Source organism: Streptomyces sp. NPDC001056, from assembly GCF_053598955.1.
On the sequence record NZ_JBSFLI010000028.1, the window covers coordinates 21,207 to 39,768 of the forward strand.

General features: G+C 71.5%; 18 protein-coding genes. 4 read left to right on the forward strand and 14 right to left on the reverse strand.

All coding sequences use genetic code 11. From position 1 onward, the window contains the following. Positions 1-41: 41 nt before the first annotated feature. Positions 42-1,604, reverse strand: a complete 1,563-nt coding sequence (locus tag ACWDD7_RS28000) for an MDR family MFS transporter (protein ID WP_450459461.1) — start codon at positions 1,602-1,604, stop codon at positions 42-44. A gap of 174 nt (positions 1,605-1,778) precedes the next feature. Here ACWDD7_RS28000 and ACWDD7_RS28005 point away from each other — a divergent pair, with 174 nt between their 5' ends. Continuing rightward, positions 1,779-2,372 carry a TetR/AcrR family transcriptional regulator gene (locus ACWDD7_RS28005; protein ID WP_392213726.1) on the forward strand — a complete coding sequence of 198 codons (594 nt, stop codon included), beginning with the start codon at positions 1,779-1,781 and terminating at the stop codon, positions 2,370-2,372. Between the two features lie 14 nt (positions 2,373-2,386). Here the strand turns inward: ACWDD7_RS28005 and ACWDD7_RS28010 are convergent, their stop codons facing one another. After that, on the reverse strand, positions 2,387-2,935 hold the full coding sequence (locus ACWDD7_RS28010) for a M23 family metallopeptidase (RefSeq protein WP_450459462.1): 549 nt from the start codon (positions 2,933-2,935) through the stop codon (positions 2,387-2,389). 458 nt (positions 2,936-3,393) lie between these two features. On the opposite strand from ACWDD7_RS28010, the gene ACWDD7_RS28015 reads away from it, so the two are divergent. After that, positions 3,394-4,038, forward strand: coding sequence for an HAD family acid phosphatase (locus ACWDD7_RS28015; RefSeq protein ID WP_351874084.1), 645 nt, complete (start codon positions 3,394-3,396; stop codon positions 4,036-4,038). A 344-nt stretch (positions 4,039-4,382) separates the two neighbouring features. Here the strand turns inward: ACWDD7_RS28015 and ACWDD7_RS28020 are convergent, their stop codons facing one another. Beyond that, positions 4,383-6,905: an ATP-dependent Clp protease ATP-binding subunit gene (locus ACWDD7_RS28020; protein ID WP_285562743.1), complete on the reverse strand. Its 2,523-nt coding sequence runs from the start codon at positions 6,903-6,905 to the stop codon at positions 4,383-4,385. A 430-nt stretch (positions 6,906-7,335) separates the two neighbouring features. Between ACWDD7_RS28020 and ACWDD7_RS28025 the strand changes: the two genes are divergently transcribed. Beyond that, complete coding sequence (locus ACWDD7_RS28025) at positions 7,336-7,956, forward strand: SCO3374 family protein (RefSeq protein WP_450459463.1); 621 nt, start codon at positions 7,336-7,338, stop codon at positions 7,954-7,956. Between the two features lie 43 nt (positions 7,957-7,999). Here ACWDD7_RS28025 and ACWDD7_RS28030 read toward each other — a convergent pair whose 3' ends face one another. From ACWDD7_RS28030 to ACWDD7_RS28075, 10 genes are all read right to left on the reverse strand, one after another. Beyond that, positions 8,000-8,335 carry a histone-like nucleoid-structuring protein Lsr2 gene (locus ACWDD7_RS28030; RefSeq protein ID WP_392213722.1) on the reverse strand — a complete coding sequence of 112 codons (336 nt, stop codon included), beginning with the start codon at positions 8,333-8,335 and terminating at the stop codon, positions 8,000-8,002. A 214-nt stretch (positions 8,336-8,549) separates the two neighbouring features. After that, positions 8,550-9,083 carry an amino-acid N-acetyltransferase gene (locus tag ACWDD7_RS28035; protein ID WP_450459464.1) on the reverse strand — a complete coding sequence of 178 codons (534 nt, stop codon included), beginning with the start codon at positions 9,081-9,083 and terminating at the stop codon, positions 8,550-8,552. Between the two features lie 9 nt (positions 9,084-9,092). Continuing rightward, positions 9,093-9,512, reverse strand: a complete 420-nt coding sequence (locus ACWDD7_RS28040) for a BlaI/MecI/CopY family transcriptional regulator (protein ID WP_450459503.1) — start codon at positions 9,510-9,512, stop codon at positions 9,093-9,095. A 164-nt stretch (positions 9,513-9,676) separates the two neighbouring features. Further along, on the reverse strand, positions 9,677-9,859 hold the full coding sequence (locus ACWDD7_RS28045) for a hypothetical protein (RefSeq protein ID WP_351874066.1): 183 nt from the start codon (positions 9,857-9,859) through the stop codon (positions 9,677-9,679). Positions 9,860-10,020: 161 nt separating this feature from the next. Next, positions 10,021-10,635, reverse strand: coding sequence for a hypothetical protein (locus ACWDD7_RS28050; protein WP_450459504.1), 615 nt, complete (start codon positions 10,633-10,635; stop codon positions 10,021-10,023). 223 nt (positions 10,636-10,858) lie between these two features. Next, positions 10,859-11,656, reverse strand: a complete 798-nt coding sequence (locus ACWDD7_RS28055; RefSeq protein WP_351874063.1) for a type III pantothenate kinase — start codon at positions 11,654-11,656, stop codon at positions 10,859-10,861. Between the two features lie 5 nt (positions 11,657-11,661). Beyond that, complete coding sequence (gene nadC, locus ACWDD7_RS28060) at positions 11,662-12,639, reverse strand: carboxylating nicotinate-nucleotide diphosphorylase (protein WP_392213718.1); 978 nt, start codon at positions 12,637-12,639, stop codon at positions 11,662-11,664. Between the two features lie 29 nt (positions 12,640-12,668). Then, on the reverse strand, positions 12,669-14,366 hold the full coding sequence (locus ACWDD7_RS28065; RefSeq protein WP_351874058.1) for an L-aspartate oxidase: 1,698 nt from the start codon (positions 14,364-14,366) through the stop codon (positions 12,669-12,671). Then, complete coding sequence (panC, locus tag ACWDD7_RS28070) at positions 14,363-15,364, reverse strand: pantoate--beta-alanine ligase (protein WP_351874055.1); 1,002 nt, start codon at positions 15,362-15,364, stop codon at positions 14,363-14,365. Before panC ends, ACWDD7_RS28065 begins: the two co-directional genes overlap by 4 nt. Next, entirely contained in the window at positions 15,361-16,362 is a 1,002-nt protein-coding gene (locus ACWDD7_RS28075) for a Rossmann-like and DUF2520 domain-containing protein (RefSeq protein ID WP_450459465.1), read from the reverse strand. The genes panC and ACWDD7_RS28075 overlap by 4 nt, the downstream gene beginning before the upstream one ends. 185 nt (positions 16,363-16,547) lie before the next feature. On the opposite strand from ACWDD7_RS28075, the gene ACWDD7_RS28080 reads away from it, so the two are divergent. Then, positions 16,548-17,711 (forward strand): threonine aldolase family protein, encoded by a 1,164-nt coding sequence (locus ACWDD7_RS28080; RefSeq protein ID WP_450459466.1) that lies wholly within the window; start codon positions 16,548-16,550, stop codon positions 17,709-17,711. Positions 17,712-17,862: 151 nt separating this feature from the next. Here the strand turns inward: ACWDD7_RS28080 and ACWDD7_RS28085 are convergent, their stop codons facing one another. Further along, entirely contained in the window at positions 17,863-18,540 is a 678-nt protein-coding gene (locus ACWDD7_RS28085) for a response regulator transcription factor (RefSeq protein WP_351874047.1), read from the reverse strand. Between the last annotated feature and the right edge of the window lie 22 nt (positions 18,541-18,562).

An 18,562-nucleotide genomic window follows, 5' to 3' on the forward strand; every position in this document is an offset into this window, starting at 1 on the left:
GCGGACACCCGCCGGGGGCCTTCGTCGGACCGGGGCCGCCCTCAGACCGCCTCGACCAGCGGAGCGACCGGCTCCTCCGCCTTCGGCTTCTGCGGTCCGCCCTTCAGCGGGACCTCCTTGACGAAGAAGGCCGCGAGGAGGACCAGGACGGCGATCACGGAGCCCAGCAGGAACGCGGAGTGCGTACCGGCCGAGACCGCGTGCTGGTAGGCCTCCCGGGCCAGCGGCGGCAGCTTCGCCAGGCTCTTGGCGTCCAGCTGCGCCGACTTCTCGGTGATGCCCTTGCCCAGCGTGCCGGCCCGCTCGGACATGACGTCCTTGACCTTGTTGTTGAACAGCGCGCCCATGATGGCGACACCGAACGAGGAGCCGAGCGTACGGAACAGCGTCGTGGACGAGGACGCGACGCCCATGTCCCTCATCTCCACGCTGTTCTGCGCCACCAGCATGGTGATCTGCATCAGGCAGCCCATGCCGAGGCCCAGCACCGCCATGTAGACACCCGAGGTGAAGCGGCTCGTGCCGGTGTCCATCAGCGACAGCAGGTACAGGCCCGTGACCATCAGCGCGCCGCCGACGATCGGGAACACCTTGTAGCGCCCGGTGCTGGTGGTGACCCGCCCCGCGACCATCGACGTCACCAGCATCGCGCCGAGCATCGGCAGCAGCAGCAGACCGGAGTTGGTCGCCGACGCGCCCTGCACCGCCTGCTGGTACAGCGGCAGGAACAGCGTCGCGCCGAACATCACGAAGCCGGTGACGAAGCCGATGACCGACATCAGGGTGAAGTTGCGGCTGCGGAAGATGTGCAGCGGCAGCACCGGCTCGGAGGCCTTCGTCTGCCAGGCCACGAACCCGACCAGCGCCACCACGCCGACGGCGATCAGTTCCATGATCCGCGCGGAGGTCCAGGCGTACTCGCTGCCGCCCCAGGTGGTGACGAGCACGATCGAGGTGATGCCGATGGTCAGCAGCGCGACACCGAGGTAGTCGATGCCCGCCTTGGCCCGCTTCTTCGGCAGGTGCAGCACCGCGCTGACCAGCACCAGCGCGACCGCGCCGAGCGGCAGGTTGATGTAGAAGGACCAGCGCCAGCCCCAGTTGTCGGTGATGGTGCCGCCGACCAGCGGACCGCCGATCATCGCCAGCGCCATCACGCCGGCCATCATGCCCTGGTACTTGCCCCGCTCCCGCGGCGGCACGAGGTCACCGATGATCGCCATGACGCCGACCATCAGACCTCCGGCGCCGAGGCCCTGCACGGCCCGGAAGCCGATCAGCTCGCCCATGTTCTGGGCCATGCCGCTCAGCGCGGAGCCGATCAGGAAGATCACGATCGAGCTGAGGAAGGCGCTCTTGCGCCCGTACATGTCACCGAGCTTGCCCCAGATCGGGGTGGAGGCCGCGGTGGCCAGGGTGTAGCCGGTGACCACCCACGACAGGTGCTCCAGGCCGCCCAGTTCGCCGACGATGGTGGGCATCGCCGTACCCACGATCATGTTGTCCAGCATCGCGAGCATCATCGCGATCATGAGCGCGAGCAGGACGACGCGCACGCTCCGCTGTTTCTTGCCCTCCCGGGCGCTTTCCACCGTGTCCGCCATCTCTTCCCCACTCCCCCTCGGGCGGCTACTTACTTGCCGACCGGCTAGTGACTACACTGGGCAAGGTAGAGGGCTACTAGCCGGTCGTCAAGTAAGTTTGGCGATGCCCCTGGACGATCGGCACTCTTAGCAGGTCGGCAGGCAGGTTTCCGCGGGAGTGCGAGGAGTACGAGGATGGGCGTCACCATGGACGGCACCAAGCAACCGCGCCGCGGCAACACCCGCCAGCGCATCCAGGACGTCGCGCTCGAACTCTTCGCCGAGCAGGGCTACGAGAAGACCTCGCTGCGCGAGATCGCCGAGCGCCTCGACGTCACCAAGGCGGCCCTGTACTACCACTTCAAGACCAAGGAAGAGATCATCGTCAGCCTCTTCGAGGACCTGACGCAGCCGATCACCGACCTGATCGAGTGGGGCCGCGGCCAGCCGCACACCCTGGAGACGAAGCAGGAGATCGTACGGCGCTACAGCGAGGCGCTCTCGCACGCGGAGCCGCTGTTCCGGTTCATGCAGGAGAACCAGGCGACGGTGCGGGAGCTGCGCATCGGCGAGACCTTCAAGGAACGCATGCACGGCCTGCGGGAGATACTCCTGGACCCGGACGCCGAACTGGTCGACCAGGTGCGCTCGCTCAGCGCGATGTTCACCCTGCACGCGGGGATGTTCGTGATGCAGGACCTGGTGGGCGACGTCGAGAAGAAACGCAAGGCCGTCCTCGAGGTCGCCCTGGACCTGGTCACCCAGGCGCACGAGCACGCGCACCGGTAACCGCGGGCCCGGCCTCAGACCTGGACGCCCTTGCCCTTCAGGAAGGGCACCGGGTTGAGGGCGGAGCCGTAGTTCGGGGTCGTGCGGATCTCGAAGTGCAGGTGCGGGCCCGTGGAGTTGCCGGTGGAACCGGACAGGGCGATGTGCTGGCCGGTCCGCACGGTCTGGCCGACCCTGACGTCGACGCGGGACAGGTGCGCGTACTGGGAGTAGACGCCGTTCTCGTGCCTGATCACGACGGCGTTGCCGTACGCGGGGCCGTCACCGGCGCCGTTGGGGCCGGCCTTGACGACGGTGCCCCCGTGCACGGCGAAGACCTCGGTGCCGGTCGCGACGGCGAAGTCCTGGCCGCTGTGCTTGGCGGCCCAGTGGGCGCCGGAGTCGTTGAAGTTCGCGGACAGCGTGTACTTCTTCACCGGGTCGACCCACGAGGCGGCCGACGGAGCGGCGCTCGCGACTCCGGCGCCCAGCACGACCGGGACAGCGACACCGGCGGCCAGGAAGGCGGCGCGGTTACGGAGCGAGGACGTACGGGGGGCACGGGACGTGACGCGCTTGAACATCGGGACCTCGTGAACTCGGGGACAGATCGGCCGCCCGGCGGACAGACGTTCGCCGCGGCGGCCATCCCTTGGTAACCGATGCCCCTGTCCGGGCGAAAACGGCGCTTCTACGGCACCCGGTAGTAGACGGACCGAAATCCGGCCACTGCCTTGACAGCCCCGCCGCTACCCCGGCGCACCCCCCTGCGGGGCGCTCTTTTCACCGCGACCCCGAGGATCAAACAGCCTTTTGCCCCCTCTTTACCCGACAGGCGCATCCCGCTATCGGGGCTAGTAAGGGATGAATCGCCTGTGTGGCATGTCACCGGGACCCCGCATCCGCGGGTCGGGGAATGTGACGCAGACCCCTATGCACCTACCGCTCAGTAACCCTACGGTTCCCCTCACGCCATCCGCACCACAGATCATGCACCTGCCATCCCGGCACCGCGTACGTGACGTGAGAGGAACCCCCACCGATGACCAGCCCCCTGGCTCGCCGCCTCACCGTGACCGCCGTCTCCACGGCCGCACTGGCCGCCCTGGCCGCCCCGGCCCAGGCGGCGGACGCCACCACGGCCCCGGCCGCCACCGCGACGGCGACGGCGACCACGAGCGGCACGACCGGCAAGGTCGACTTCGCCACCTGGCAGAACGACTGCCAGTCGGTCATGGACCAGGCCCTGCCCTATCTCAAGCAGCGCATCGACGGTGCCGGGACGGGCGAGAAGCAGGCCATCGTCCTCGACATCGACAACACCGCGCTGGCCACCGACCTGGGCTTCCAGATCCCCCAGGCGGCCAACAAGCCGGTGCTGGACGTCGCCCGGTACGCCCAGGAGCACGGCGTCGCGCTCTTCTTCGTGACCGCCCGTCCGGGCATCATCGAAGAGCCCACCGAGTGGAACCTGAAGTACGACGGCTACCAGGTCTCCGGCCTCTACGTGCGCGGCCTGTTCGACCTCTTCAAGAACGTCGCCGACTACAAGACGGCCCAGCGCGTCGACATCGAGAACAAGGGCTACGACATCATCGCCAACATCGGCAACAGCGCCACCGACCTGTCCGGCGGCCACGCCGACCGGACGTTCAAGCTGCCGGACTACAACGGCCAGCTGTCGTAAGCCGGTTGGGCTCCCGCCGCAGTCTTCCGGCGGTCGCACGACCGCGGGGGCGGCGGATGGAGCCGACGTCCCGGGCGGCAACCGGCGTCGAGCGTGCTCGGCCCACTGGTGCGCAGACCGATCGTCCAGGACGGCCCCGGAGCGGGACCGGCGGACAGGCCGGTACGGCCGTCCGCCGGTCCCGCCCGGCGAGCGCCCGGTGACCGCCGCAGCCGGCTCCGGGCGAGGAGGCGCTGCTCATCGACTCCCGGGTGCTGCCGCGCGGCGCCGAACTTGCCGTGGAGGAGAGCTGAAAGGGGCCGGTGCCCGAAGCACCGGCCCCTTTCAGCTGAAGCGCCGCAGGCTCACGCGTCCTTGCTCAGGTTCGGGCCGCCGCCCGCCGCCTGCTCGATCGGCGGAGCGTCCGGCAGTGCCGACTTCTCCTCGCCGCGGAAGGTGAAGGTCGCGGAGTCGCCCTCGCCCTCCGTGTCGACGACCACGATGTGACCGGGGCGCAGCTCGCCGAAGAGGATCTTCTCGGAGAGGCTGTCCTCGATCTCGCGCTGGATGGTGCGGCGCAGCGGCCGGGCGCCCAGCACGGGGTCGTAGCCCTTCTTGGACAGCAGCTCCTTGGCGGACTGGGACAGTTCGATGCCCATGTCCCGGTCCTTCAGGCGCTCGTCCACCTTGCCGATCATCAGGTCGACGATCCGCAGGATGTCCTCCTGCGTCAGCTGCGGGAAGACGACCACGTCGTCGACGCGGTTGAGGAACTCGGGCCGGAAGTGCTGCTTGAGCTCGTCCTGGACCTTGTTCTTCATGCGCTCGTAGTTGGTCTTCGTGTCACCAGAGGCCGCGAAGCCCAGGTTGAAGCCCTTGGAGATGTCCCGGGTGCCGAGGTTGGTCGTCATGATGATGACCGTGTTCTTGAAGTCCACGACCCGGCCCTGGGAGTCGGTCAGGCGACCGTCCTCCAGGATCTGCAGCAGCGAGTTGAAGATGTCCGGGTGGGCCTTCTCGACCTCGTCGAACAGGACGACGGAGAACGGCTTGCGGCGCACCTTCTCGGTGAGCTGGCCGCCCTCTTCGTAGCCCACGTAGCCGGGGGGCGAACCGAAGAGACGGGAGACCGTGTGCTTCTCGCTGAACTCCGACATGTCGAGGGAGATCAGCGCGTCCTCGTCACCGAAGAGGAACTCGGCGAGCGCCTTGGACAGCTCGGTCTTACCGACACCCGAGGGGCCGGCGAAGATGAACGAGCCACCGGGACGCTTCGGGTCCTTCAGGCCGGCACGCGTACGGCGGATCGCCTTCGACAGCGCCTTGACGGCGTCGTTCTGGCCGATGACCCGCTTGTGCAGCTCCTCCTCCATGCGGAGCAGGCGGCTGGACTCCTCCTCGGTCAGCTTGAAGACCGGGATGCCGGTGGCCGTGGCGAGGACCTCGGCGATCAGCTCGCCGTCGACCTCGGCGACGACGTCCATGTCGCCGGCCTTCCACTCCTTCTCCCGCTTGGCCTTGGCGGCCAGGAGCTGCTTCTCCTTGTCGCGCAGGGAGGCGGCCTTCTCGAAGTCCTGCGAGTCGATCGCGGACTCCTTGTCCCGGCGGACGGCGGCGATCTTCTCGTCGAACTCGCGCAGGTCCGGCGGCGCGGTCATCCGGCGGATGCGCATCCGCGAGCCGGCCTCGTCGATCAGGTCGATGGCCTTGTCCGGCAGGAAGCGGTCCGAGATGTAGCGGTCGGCCAGGGTGGCGGCCTGGACCAGCGCCTCGTCGGTGATGGAGACGCGGTGGTGCGCCTCGTACCGGTCGCGCAGGCCCTTGAGGATCTCGATGGTGTGCGGCAGGGACGGCTCCGCGACCTGGATGGGCTGGAAGCGGCGCTCCAGGGCCGCGTCCTTCTCCAGGTGCTTGCGGTACTCGTCCAGCGTGGTCGCACCGATGGTCTGCAGCTCACCGCGGGCCAGCATCGGCTTGAGGATGCTCGCGGCGTCGATCGCGCCCTCGGCGGCACCCGCACCGACCAGCGTGTGCAGCTCGTCGATGAACAGGATGATGTCGCCGCGGGTGCGGATCTCCTTGAGGACCTTCTTCAGGCGCTCCTCGAAGTCACCGCGGTAGCGGGAGCCGGCGACCAGGGCGCCGAGGTCCAGCGTGTAGAGGTGCTTGTCCTTCAGCGTCTCGGGCACCTCGCCCTTGACGATGGCCTGGGCGAGGCCCTCCACGACGGCGGTCTTGCCGACGCCGGGCTCACCGATCAGCACCGGGTTGTTCTTGGTACGGCGGGACAGCACCTGCATGACCCGCTCGATCTCCTTCTCGCGCCCGATGACCGGGTCGAGCTTGGATTCACGGGCGGCCTGGGTGAGGTTCCGGCCGAACTGGTCCAGGACCAGGGAGGTCGAGGGGGTGCCCTCGGCCGGGCCGCCGGCGGTGGCGGTCTCCTTGCCCTGGTAACCGGAGAGCAGCTGGATGACCTGCTGCCGCACCCGGTTGAGGTCGGCACCCAGCTTGACCAGGACCTGGGCGGCGACGCCCTCGCCCTCACGGATCAGGCCGAGCAGGATGTGCTCCGTGCCGATGTAGTTGTGGCCCAGCTGGAGGGCCTCGCGGAGCGACAGCTCCAGGACCTTCTTGGCACGGGGAGTGAAGGGGATGTGGCCGGACGGGGCCTGCTGGCCCTGGCCGATGATCTCCTCCACCTGCTGGCGGACCGCCTCAAGCGAAATGCCGAGGCTCTCCAGGGCCTTAGCGGCGACACCTTCGCCCTCGTGGATGAGACCCAGGAGGATGTGCTCGGTGCCGATGTAGTTGTGGTTGAGCATCCGGGCTTCTTCCTGAGCCAGGACGACAACCCGCCGCGCGCGGTCGGTGAACCTCTCGAACATCGTTAATCGCTCCTCAGAGCGGTCAGGCAGTGGGGGGAACTTCCCCTCCCTGTCCTTCCGCAGCTTAGTCCCGCAAGCGGGGACCGCTCATTCCAACTGCCGACACCGTCCTTGGCCTCCTGACCCCGAACGCCGACATCTGCTCCAACCCGATGGTGCGAGACGATGTTCCCGCAGGCCAGGCAGTTACCCCACTCGCCACTACGCCGATGGCGAACGGAAGGCCGCCGCGCCCGCACGTCGCCCCCTCCCACTAGGCATGTCTTACCCGCAGGGACTGACACTCCATGCCGCGCGCACCGGTTCCCTCCGCTATGGGCGAACAACCTTGCGGCTCTTCCCACCGCCGGATGCCGCCGTTCCCGGCACACTGCGCAAGCACTGGGGTACTCAGCGTAACTTCCCGCTTGTCCCGCCTGTTGCACCTGGCATGGCTGGCACGGTCTCCACGTCCACGGTCCCCCTTCCGCGCCGCCCCGTCGAACCGGGAGCGCCCGGCGCGCGGCGGCGCGGCACGGGGCGCTGGTCCGCGGTCCGGCGCTGGTACGAGGAAGAGCTGGGCTGGGCGACCCTGCCCGGGTCGCCGCCGCGGCTGCCCGCCGGGGTGTGCTTCGACGTCCTGGACGTGCCGGCCGGGGCCGGCGCGCGGGCGCTGCGGCATCTCGCGCCGGGCTCACCGGTGGCCCTGCGGGGCGACCGGATGGCGCTGCTGGTGGCGGCGGGCGGCGCGGAGGAGCTGCCGGGGCTGCTGGACTGGCTGGAGTGGGGCGCCGTAGCGCTCGATGTGCGGGCCCTGGGGGCGGGGGACGCGCTGGAGGCGCCGCTGCCGCCCGGATGGCCCCTGCCGTCGGCCGGGAGCCTGGAGGGGGCCGCCATGTGGCTGCGGCCCCCTGGACCGGGGCGCGAGGCCGGGGCCTCACTGCCCGCGATGCCGGGCATGGGACGCGAGGGGAACGCCCCTGATCTCGTACGGCTCGTGGACACGGTGGCGATGTGCTGTCACCGGATCCGGCTGCGGCGGGAATGCGGCGGGGAGCCTGTCGCGCCGTAGCGTCGTACTGATTGTCATACTGGAATTCGAGTGTTTCGGCTGATCAGCCGTTGGCCTTCTCGTACGCCTCGCGGATGGACGCGGGGACGCGGCCGCGGTCGTTGACCTCAAGGCCGTTCTCCTTGGCCCAGGCGCGGATCGCCGCGGTGTCCTGGCTGCCGCCGGCGGCGGCGCGGGCCTTTCCACGTCCACCGGAGGCACGGCCACCGGTACGACGCCCACCCTTGACATAGGGGTCGAGAAGACCGCGCAGCTTGTCCGCATTGGCGGTCGTGAGATCGATCTCGTAGGTCTTGCCGTCCAGCGCGAACGTCACCGTCTCGTCCGCCTCGCCGCCGTCGAGGTCGTCGACAAGAAGGACCTGAACCTTCTGTGCCACCGGATTTCCTTTCATCGATAACGTTGAGGGTCAGGGTGCGCGCGTCCGCCCGTTTCGCCGCCCCTGTTATATGCAGTACTGCAGTACGTCGGAAAGCAAACCGCTTTTGCGGGAAAAACACAAACCCCCCGGAGAGGGCCGCGGAGGGCCCGCGGGCCGGGAAGATGCGCGTTTCGGACATAGGGCACCGCGCATAGTCGCCGGGCAATGACGATCACAGATGCAGAAGCATCCGGCTGTTGCCCAAGGTGTTCGGTTTCACCCGTTCGAGTCCGAGGAACTCCGCGACGCCCTCGTCATAGGAACGCAGCAGCTCCGCGTAGACATCCGTGTCGACCGGCGTCTCGCCGATCTCGACGAAGCCGTGCTTCCCGAAGAAGTCGACTTCGAAGGTCAGGCAGAAAACCCGGCGAACACCGAGCCAACGTGCCGTGTGCAGCAACTTCTCCAGCAACTGATGGCCGACGCCCGCGCCCTTGAGGCCGGGCTTCACCGCGAGAGTGCGGACTTCCGCGAGGTCCTCCCACATGACGTGCAGCGCACCGCAGCCGACGACCTCGGCGTTGTCGTCCCGTTCCGCGACCCAGAACTCCTGGATGTCCTCGTAAAGCGTGACCGTGGCTTTGTCGAGCAGGATGCGCCCGCGGACGTAGGCGTCGAGGAGCTGGCGCACGGCCGGCACATCGCCGGTGCGGGCCCGGCGGACCGTGATGGCTTTTGCGGGGACTTCGGGACGCTCTGCGGACATGAGCGGACGCTATCGCTCGCCGGTGTCCTCCGCCGAGCCGGGGTTCTCCCGTTGCTCCGCTTGTGCGGCGTGCGGTTCCCCGGCTTCGGGGGCATGCCGGGTTTCCGGCCCCTGGACGATGCGTACGGCGTCCTGGAGGGCCTGGCGCTGTTCCTCGCTCATCATCCCGAAGAAGGCGACGAGTGCGGCGGCGGGGTTGTCGCTCTGCGACCAGGCATCGTTCATGAGGGCGGCGGCGTAGGCGGCGCGGGTGGAGACCGCCTCATATCGATAGGCGCGGCCTTCCGCCTCGCGGCGGACCCAGCCCTTCTGATGGAGATTGTCCAACACGGTCATCACCGTGGTGTACGCGATGGTGCGTTCCTGCTGGAGGTCTTCCAGGACTTCTCGAACGGTCACCGGGCGGTTCCACTTCCACACCCGCGTCATGACCGCGTCTTCGAGTTCTCCCAAGGGGCGAGGCACAACTCAGAACAATAGTGGGAGAACCGGCCAACGGCGCACCGAACGTGCGGAAACTTGCGAATCGGGACAAAAAGGACGTGCGAGGGGAAAGTGGTGCACACCCCGGCCCGCGACAGCCCCTCGGAGCCTCAGGCGTCCCCGGCGGCGGCGGAACCGCCCCGCGCCGCCTCGGCTCGGGCGATCGCGGCGTCGACGGCCGCGTCCTCCTTGGTCTTGGCCGCCCCGCCCTGGGTCTTCACGATCACCCGGACCACACCGATGAAGAACACGGCCATCACGACCGGGGGCACAAGCGCGGAGACATAGTCCATGCGACCAGAGTAGCCATGGCGGACGGGGCGAATGGGGCGGGGTGGGTGAACACCGGCGGGTTGCCGGGCTTTCCTTGATCCACTCATCGCGGTGCGCGCCCGGCCGGTCCGGCGAGGCGATGGCGGGATCACCGGGGCGGGGCGCGCGGGGGCCCGGAGCGTCAGCCGACCAGCTGGCGGGGCGGGGCCGGGGGCTTGCGGCGGGGGAAGACCTCGCCGGGAGTGGGGATGGGGCGCTTGGGGGCGGAGGGGTCGGGGGCGGCGGGGCGCTCGGTCGGGGCCGGCTTCGGGGCGGGCTTGGGGGGCTGCTTGTCCGCGTCCTCCGACCGGGGGGCCGCGCCGCCCGACAGGGCCAGCAGGCGCGTCCTCGCGGGCGGCACCGACGGCGCCTGGACCCTGCGCGCACCCTGGGCGAAGCGGGCCCGCACGTCCTGTTCGGCGAGCGTCTGACAGCGCTCCAGCAGCGCCGCCGCCCGCGGGCTGCCCCGTAGCGCCCGCAGCGCCGCGAGGTCGTCCGGCACCGGCCGGTACGCGCCGCCCAGCGCCTCCTCCAGCAGGGTGAAGTAGCCGGCCGCGGTACCCGGGAGCGCGGCCCGGTAGCGGTCCAGGTCGGCCAGCAGGAAGGCGCGCAGTCTCACCCCCTCGTGGATCGCCTCGTCGAGCGACTCGGCGAGCCGGAGGCAGTCCTGGACGTCCTCGGCGGACGTGGGGCCGGGGTGAAGGGCGAGGGCGAGGGCGCGGCGGAGCACACGCAGCTCCTCCGCGCCGAACGCCATGCCGCCGCGGGATCCGTATGGCGTGGGCATGCGGCGACGCTACCGCTAATCGGACAAAAGTGACACAACGGGATGATGTGTCGCGAACCTTTCCCTCGACCGGGGCCACGTTCCCCACTCCCGCTCGGCCAAGAGGCCTACTCACGGGATTCCGCCCCGCCCCGGAGCCTTCGCCGGGCCGAGCGACCCGGCGGGCCCGGCGGCAGCCGACGGCGGCGGCTCCCTAGAACCGCGACGCGTTCCTCTCGTACACCAGCCGCAGTCCGATCAGCGTCAGCCACGGCTGGTGCTCGTCGATCACGGAGGACTCGCCCAGCACCATCGGCGCCAGGCCGCCCGTCGCGATCACCGTGACGTCGTCGGGGTCGTCGGCCAGCTCGCGGGCCATGCGGCTCACCACGCCGTCGACCTGGCCGGCGAAGCCGTACACGATGCCCGCCTGCATGGCTTCGACCGTGTTCTTGCCGATCACGCTGCGGGGACGGGCGACCTCGATCTTGCGGAGCTGGGCGCCCTTGACCCCGAGCGCCTCGACGGAGATCTCGATGCCGGGGGCGATGACGCCGCCGACGTACTCGCCGCGGGCGGAGATCGCGTCGAAGGTGGTCGCCGTGCCGAAGTCCACGACGACGGCCGGGCCGCCGTACAGCTCCACCGCCGCGGCGGAGTTGATGATGCGGTCGGCGCCGACCTCCTTGGGGTTGTCGGTGAGGATGGGCACGCCGGTCTTGACGCCCGGTTCCACGAGGACCGCGGGGACGTCGCCGTAGTAGCGCCGGGTGACCTCGCGCAGTTCGTGCAGGACCGACGGGACCGTGGCGCAGATCGCTATCCCGTCGATGCCGTCGCCCAGTTCGTCGCCGAGCAGCGGGTGCATGCCCATCAGACCCTGGAGCAGCACCGCCAGCTCGTCGGCCGTGCGGCGGGCGTCGGTGGAGATGCGCCAGTGCTCCACGATGTCCTCGCCGTCGAACAGGCCGAGGACGGTTTGCGTGTTGCCGACGTCGATCGTGAGCAGCATGGCCGTTACTCCGCCTCCCGCAGGTCCAGGCCGATGTCCAGGATCGGCGAGGAGTGGGTGAGCGCGCCGACGGCGAGGAAGTCGACGCCGGTCTCCGCGTAGGCGCGCGCGGTCGCGAGCGTGAGGCGGCCGGAGGCCTCCAGGAGCGCCCGGCCGTTCACGATGCCGACGGCCTCCGCGCACTCGCCGGGCGTGAAGTTGTCGAGCAGGATCAGGTCGGCGCCCGCCTCCACGACCTCGCGCAGCTGGTGCAGGGTGTCGACCTCGACCTCGATCGGCACGTCCGGGAAGGACTCCCGTACGGCCTTGAACGCCTGGGCGACGCCACCGGCGGCGACCACGTGGTTGTCCTTGACGAGGGCCGCGTCCGACAGGGACATGCGGTGGTTGACGCCGCCGCCCGCGCGGACCGCGAACTTCTCCAGGGCGCGCAGGCCCGGGGTCGTCTTGCGGGTGTCGCGGACCTTGGTCTTCGTGCCGTCCAGGACGTCCGCCCACGCGCGCGTCGCGGTCGCGATGCCGGACAGGCGGCACAGCAGGTTCAGCGCGCTGCGCTCGGCGGTGAGCAGGTCGCGGGTGCGGGTGGTGACGGACAGCAGCTTCTGCCCGGCCTCGACGCGGTCGCCGTCCTCCACGTGCCGCTCGACCTCGAACTCGTCCGTGCAGACGACGGAGAGCACGGCCTCGGCGACCCGCAGCCCGGCCACGACGCCCGCCTCACGCGCGGTGAAGTCGCCGGTGGCCACGGCCTCTTCGGAGATGGTGGCGACCGTGGTCACGTCCACCCCGCCGGCCAGGTCCTCCTGGATGGCCACGGTGGCGATGTCCTCGACCTCGATCGGGTCGAGCCCGGCGGCGGCCAGCAGTTCGGCGAGCACGGGGTCGAGCCCGCACTCCAGGTACTCCTCGTCGTGGTCCGCGCCGCAGCCACAGCCGTCGCCGCAGCCACCGGTCGTCACGAGGGAAAGGTCGTCGGTGCTCACGTCTGTCACTGCTCCTGAGGCGCTGGGTGTTACCGGGTAGGGGGGAAGTCTGCGGTGTCGGTGGGACGCACTGCCAGCGAACGGTCCGGATCGAGCCGGGCGACGATGTGGCGCCGCCAGCGCGTGTCGTCGCGCTCGGCGTGGTCCTGGCGCCAGTGGCAGCCGCGGGTCTCCTCGCGCAGCAGGGCGGCGGCGACCAGGACGCGGGCCACGCACAGGAGGTTGGTGGCCTCCCAGGTGTCCACGCCGGGCTCGGCGGTCTTGCCGTTCTCGTCCAGGGCGTCCCGGGCGTCCGTGTGCAGCCGCTGGAGCTGCTCGGCGGCTCCCGCGAGGGACTCCGCACTGCGCAGCACGCCGGCGCCACCGCTCATGATCCGCTGGATGGCGAACCGGGACTCGGGCGCGAGCAGCGGGTGCGCCGGCTTGTCGGGGTACGGGACCGGCTGGGGCACCGGGGCGCGCAGGCCGTCCGCGGCGCGCTCGGCGGCGATGTCCGCGGCGATCCGCTCGGCGTAGACCAGGCCCTCCAGCAGGGAGTTGGAGGCGAGCCGGTTGGCGCCGTGCACGCCGGTGCAGGCGCACTCCCCGCACGCGTACAGGCCGGGCACGGTGGTGCGGCCGTGGTCGTCGGTGCGCACGCCGCCGGAGGCGTGGTGGGCGGCCGGCGCGATCGGGATGGGCTCGGTGACCGGGTCGATGCCGTTGGCGCGGCAGGCGGCCAGGATGGTCGGGAAGCGGTGCGCCCACATCTCGGCGCCGAAGTGCCGGGCGTCGAGGAACATGTGCTCGGCGTCCTGCTCCTGCATCCGCCGCATGATGCCCTTGGCGACGATGTCCCGGGGCGCCAGCTCGGCCAGTTCGTGCTGGCCCACCATGAAGCGCACGCCGTCGGCGTCGACCAGGTGGGCGCCCTCGCCGCGCACCGCCTCGGAGACCAGCGGCTGCTGGCCCTCCGCGTCCGGGCCGAGGAACAGCACGGTCGGGTGGAACTGCACGAACTCCAGGTCGCTGACCTCGGCGCCGGCGCGCAGCGCGAGGGCCACGCCGTCACCGGTGGACACCGACGGGTTGGTGGTGGCGGCGAACACCTGGCCCATGCCGCCGGTGGCGAGCACCACCGCGGGGGCGTGCACGGCGCCCACGCCGTCGTGCTGGCCCTCGCCCATGACGTGCAGGGTGACGCCGGCCGTGCGGCCCTCGGCGTCGGTGAGCAGGTCCAGGACGAGCGCGTTCTCGATGGTGCGCAGGCCGCGCGCGCGGACCGCCTCGACCAGCGCGCGGGAGATCTCGGCGCCGGTGGCGTCGCCGCCCGCGTGCGCGATCCGGCGCCGGTGGTGGCCGCCCTCGCGGGTGAGGGCGAGACCGCCCTCGGAGGACTCGTCGAAGTGGGCTCCGGTGTCGATGAGCCGTCGCACCGCGTCCGGTCCCTCGGTGACGAGGAGGCGTACGGCCGCCTCGTCGCACAGGCCCGCCCCCGCGACCAGGGTGTCGTCCAGGTGCTGCTCGGGGGTGTCGCCCTCGCCGAGGGCGGCCGCGATGCCGCCCTGGGCCCAGCGGGTGGAGCCGTCGTCCAGGCGCGCCTTGGTGACGACCACCGTGGTGAGTCCGGCGGCCTCGCAGCGCAGGGCGGCGGTCAGGCCGGCCACCCCGGAGCCGACGACGACCACGTCCGCGGTGATGGCCCAGCCGGGGGCGGGCGCGTGCAGTCGTATGCCTGTGCTGGTCACGAGGCGGCTCCGAGGGTTCCGAAGGTGAGCGGAAGGTTGTCGATCAGCCGGGTGGCGCCGACCCGGGCGGCGACGGCGAGGACCGCCTCGCCGGTGAAGCCGTCGCCGATCTCGGTGAAGTCCGACGGGTCGACCAGGGCGAGGTAGTCCAGTTCGAGCGGCGGGTCGTAGTGGGCGGCCTCGTCCAGGACCTGGCGGGCGGCCGCGCGGACGGCGGCCGGGCCGCCGGGGGACGACGTGGCCACCGCGTGTGCGTCGGCGGCCGCGCGGGACTCCCCTATCGCGCTCAGCGCCTCGGCGCGCGCCTGGGTGGCGGGCACCTCGCGGGCCCGCGCACGCAGCGCCTCCTGGGCGGCGTGCCGGTCGCGGCCCGCGAACAGCGCGCGGGACAGGGCGAGGGCGGTGCGGCGCTCGTCGGGCGACAGGAAGCGGTTGCGGCTGGACAGCGCGAGCCCGTCCTCCTCGCGCACGGTCGGCACGCCGACGATCTCGATGCCGAAGTTCAGGTCCCGCACCATGCGCCGGATCAGGGCGAGCTGCTGGGCGTCCTTCTGGCCGTAGAGGGCGACGTCGGGGCGGGTGAGGTGGAGCAGCTTGGCGACGACGGTGAGCATGCCGTCGAAGTGCCCGGGGCGCGAGGAGCCCTCCAGGCGTTCGCCCATGGGACCCGCGGTGACGCGGACCTGGGGGTCGCCGCCGGGGTAGACCTCGTCCACGGAGGGCGCGAACACGGCGTCGGCTCCGGCCTGCTCGGCGATCTTCAGGTCGGCTTCCAGGGTGCGCGGGTAGCGGTCCAGGTCCTCGCCCGCCCCGAACTGGAGCGGGTTGACGAAGACGGTCACGACGACCTCGCCGTCCGGGCCCGCGATCCGCCGCGCGGAGCGGATGAGGGTGGCGTGGCCTTCATGCAGGGCGCCCATGGTCATCACGACGGCGCGACGGCCCCTGCGGGTGCGGGCGTGCAGCTCCTGGGCGGTGCTGAGCAGGGCGGTGGTCATCGGTCGTTCCCCTCCGTGCCGTTCGTGCCGTCGGTGCCTTCGTCGCCCTTGAGGCCGGGCGCGCCGTCGGTGCCTTCCGTGCCCTGCGTGCCCTGCGTGCCGTCGGCCAGCGCGCCGAGAAGGTCCTCGGCGAGTTCCGGCTTGAGCAGGCCGTGCGCGAGGGCGCGGTCGGCGGTGGCGCGGGCCATCGCGACGTAGCCCGCGACGGTGGCCGGGGCGTGCCTGCGCAGTTCGGTGATGTGGGCGGCGACGGTGCCGGCGTCCCCGCGGGCGACCGGGCCGGTGAGGGCGGCGTCGCCGGAGCGCAGGGCGTTGTCGAGGGCGGCGCCGAGCAGGGGGCCGAGCATCCGGTCGGGGGCCTCGACGCCGGCCGTGCGCAGCAGCTCCATGGCCTGGGCGACCAGGGTGACCAGATGGTTGGCGCCGAGGGCGAGGGCGGCGTGGTAGAGCGGGCGGTTCTCCTCGCTGATCCACTCCGGCTCGCCGCCCATCTCGATCACCAGGGCCTGCGCGGCCAGCCGCAGCTCCTCGGGCGCGGTGACGCCGAAGGAGCAGCCCGCGAGGCGCTGGACGTCCACGGCGGTGCCGGTGAAGGTCATCGCGGGGTGCAGGGCGAGCGGCAGGGCGCCCGCGCGCAGGGCGGGGTCGAGCACCTTGGCGCCGTACCGGCCGGAGGTGTGCACGAGCAGTTGGCCGGGCCGCACGGCACCGGTCTCCGCGAGCCCCGCGACCAGTGCGGGCAGCACGTCGTCGGGGACGGTGAGCAGCACCAGGTCGGCACGCTGGAGGACCTCGGCGGGCGGCACCAGGGGCACACCGGGGAGCAGGGTCTCGGCGCGTCTGCGGGAGGCGTCGGAGACACCGGAGACGGCCACCGGGCGATGCCCGGCGAGCTGGAGGGACGCGGCCAGCGCGGGGCCCACGCGGCCGGCGCCCACGACGCCGACGGTGAGCCGCGCGGGGCGGTCCCTGAGGTCTTGCTGGTGGACTGTACTCACGCGACGGCGGCCTTCCCGTTCCAGTCCGCTTCGGGTACCGGACGATGTACCGGACGATTTCTCGTCATGTTAACGCTATCTCGGGCTTCCGCCGACCGGTTGTCCACAGGCTGTGGGTTTCCCCACGCGGCCGCGCGCGGATATACCGGTGCCCCGGGCGGTTCCGGCGCGGCATGATCCCGGGCATGACCGATACAGCTGGGCAGGACACGGGACCTACGGCCACGGAGCGGTGGGCGGCGGTACGACGACGGGGGGCGCGCGGGCTGAACCGCGCGGGGGCGGGCGACTCGATCGGCGAACGCCTCGCGTACCTGGCGGAGGCGGGCTCCGGGGTGTACGACCTGGACGAATCCGCCGACATCTACGGCAACCGGATCGTCGCCGCCCTGGAGGAGAGGGTCGCCGCGCTGCTCGGCATGGAGGCCGCCGCGTTCTTCCCGACCGGCACCATGGCCCAGCAGGTGGCGCTGCGCTGCTGGGCGGGCCGCACCGGCGACCCCGCGGTCGCCCTGCACCCCATGTCCCATCCCGAGGTGCACGAGCGCGACGCCCTCAGCCAGGTCAGCGGGCTGCGCCCGGTGCACGTCGGCAGCGGACCCCGTCAGCCGACGGCGGCGGAGATACGCGAGGTCGGGGAGCCCTTCGGCGCGCTGATGCTCGAACTGCCGCTGCGGGACGCCGGGTTCGTGCTGCCCACCTGGGAGGAGCTGACGGAGGCGGTGGAGGCGGCGCGGGAGCGCGAGGCGGTGGTGCACTTCGACGGCGCGCGCCTGTGGGAGTGCGCCGAGCACTTCGGGCGCCCCCTGGAGGAGATCGCGGGCCTGGCCGACAGCGTCTACGTGTCGTTCTACAAGTCCCTCGACGGCCTCGGCGGCGCCGCGCTCGCCGGGCCGCGGACGCTGGTCGAGGAGGCGCGCACCTGGCGGCACCGGTACGGCGGGCAGGTCTTCCAGCAGTTCCCGACCGCGCTGTCCGCGCTGATCGGCCTGGAGCGCGCGCTGCCCCGGCTGCCCGCGTACGTCCGCCACGCGCGCGTGGTCGCCGCCGCGCTGCGCGAGGGGTTCGCCGAGGCGGGGCTCGCGTGGGCGCGGGTCCACCCCGAGGTGCCGCACACGCACGAGTTCCAGGTCTGGCTGCCGTATCCGCCCGAGGCGGTGGCCGAGGCGGCGCTGCGCCAGGCCGAGGAGACCTCGGTGGCCCTCTTCCCCGGCCACTGGTCCGGCGACTTCGGCCCGGGTCTGGCCTGGACGGAGGTCTCGGTGCGCGAACCCGGGCTGGAGTGGACGGCGGAGGACGTGCGGGCGGCCGTACGGGACTTCGTGGGGCGGTTGCCGGACCGGGGGTGAGCAGGGGGCGGTGCCCCGGGGAGGGCGGGCCCGGGGCGCCGTCGGCGGGTCGCCGGGGAGTCACCGGGTGACGTCCCGGCGGAGCGCGCGGACGGTGACGCAGCCGGGCGCGCCGGTGCGGCCCGCTCCCCGAAGGGCACCACCCGTGCCGTCACCCCAGGCCGCGGCCGCCCGCCCGCACCAGCCCGGTCTCGTAGGCCAGCACCACCACCTGCACCCGGTCCCGCAGCCCCAGCTTGGTCAGGATGCGGCCCACATGGGTCTTCACGGTCGCCTCGGACAGCACGAGCCGCGCCGCGATCTCGCCGTTGGACAGCCCCTGCGCGACCAGCACCATCACCTCGCGCTCCCGCTCGGTGAGCCGCTCCAGCTCCTTGTGCCGGGGCTCCCGGGCGCCCGAGGGCAGCATCGGCGCGAACCTGTCCAGCAGCCGCCGCGTGGTGGAGGGCGCCACCACCGCGTCACCGCTGTGCACGGCGCGGATGGCGGCCAGCAGCTCGCCCGGCGGCACGTCCTTGAGCATGAACCCGGAGGCGCCCGCCTTCAGCCCGGAGAAGGCGTACTCGTCCAGGTCGAACGTGGTCAGGATCAGCACCTTGGGCGGGTCGGGCTGCGCGCAGATCCGCCGGGTGGCCTCCACACCGTCGAGCTTGGGCATGCGGACGTCCATCAGGACGACGTCGACCGCGGTCGAGCGCAACGCCTCCAGGGCCTCGACGCCGTCACCCGCCTCGGCGACGACCTCCATGTCCGGCTGGGCGGCGAGCACCATCCCGAACCCGGTGCGCAGCAGCACCTGGTCGTCGACGAGCATCACGCGGATCGTCATCGGGGTCCCTCTTCCATCGGTC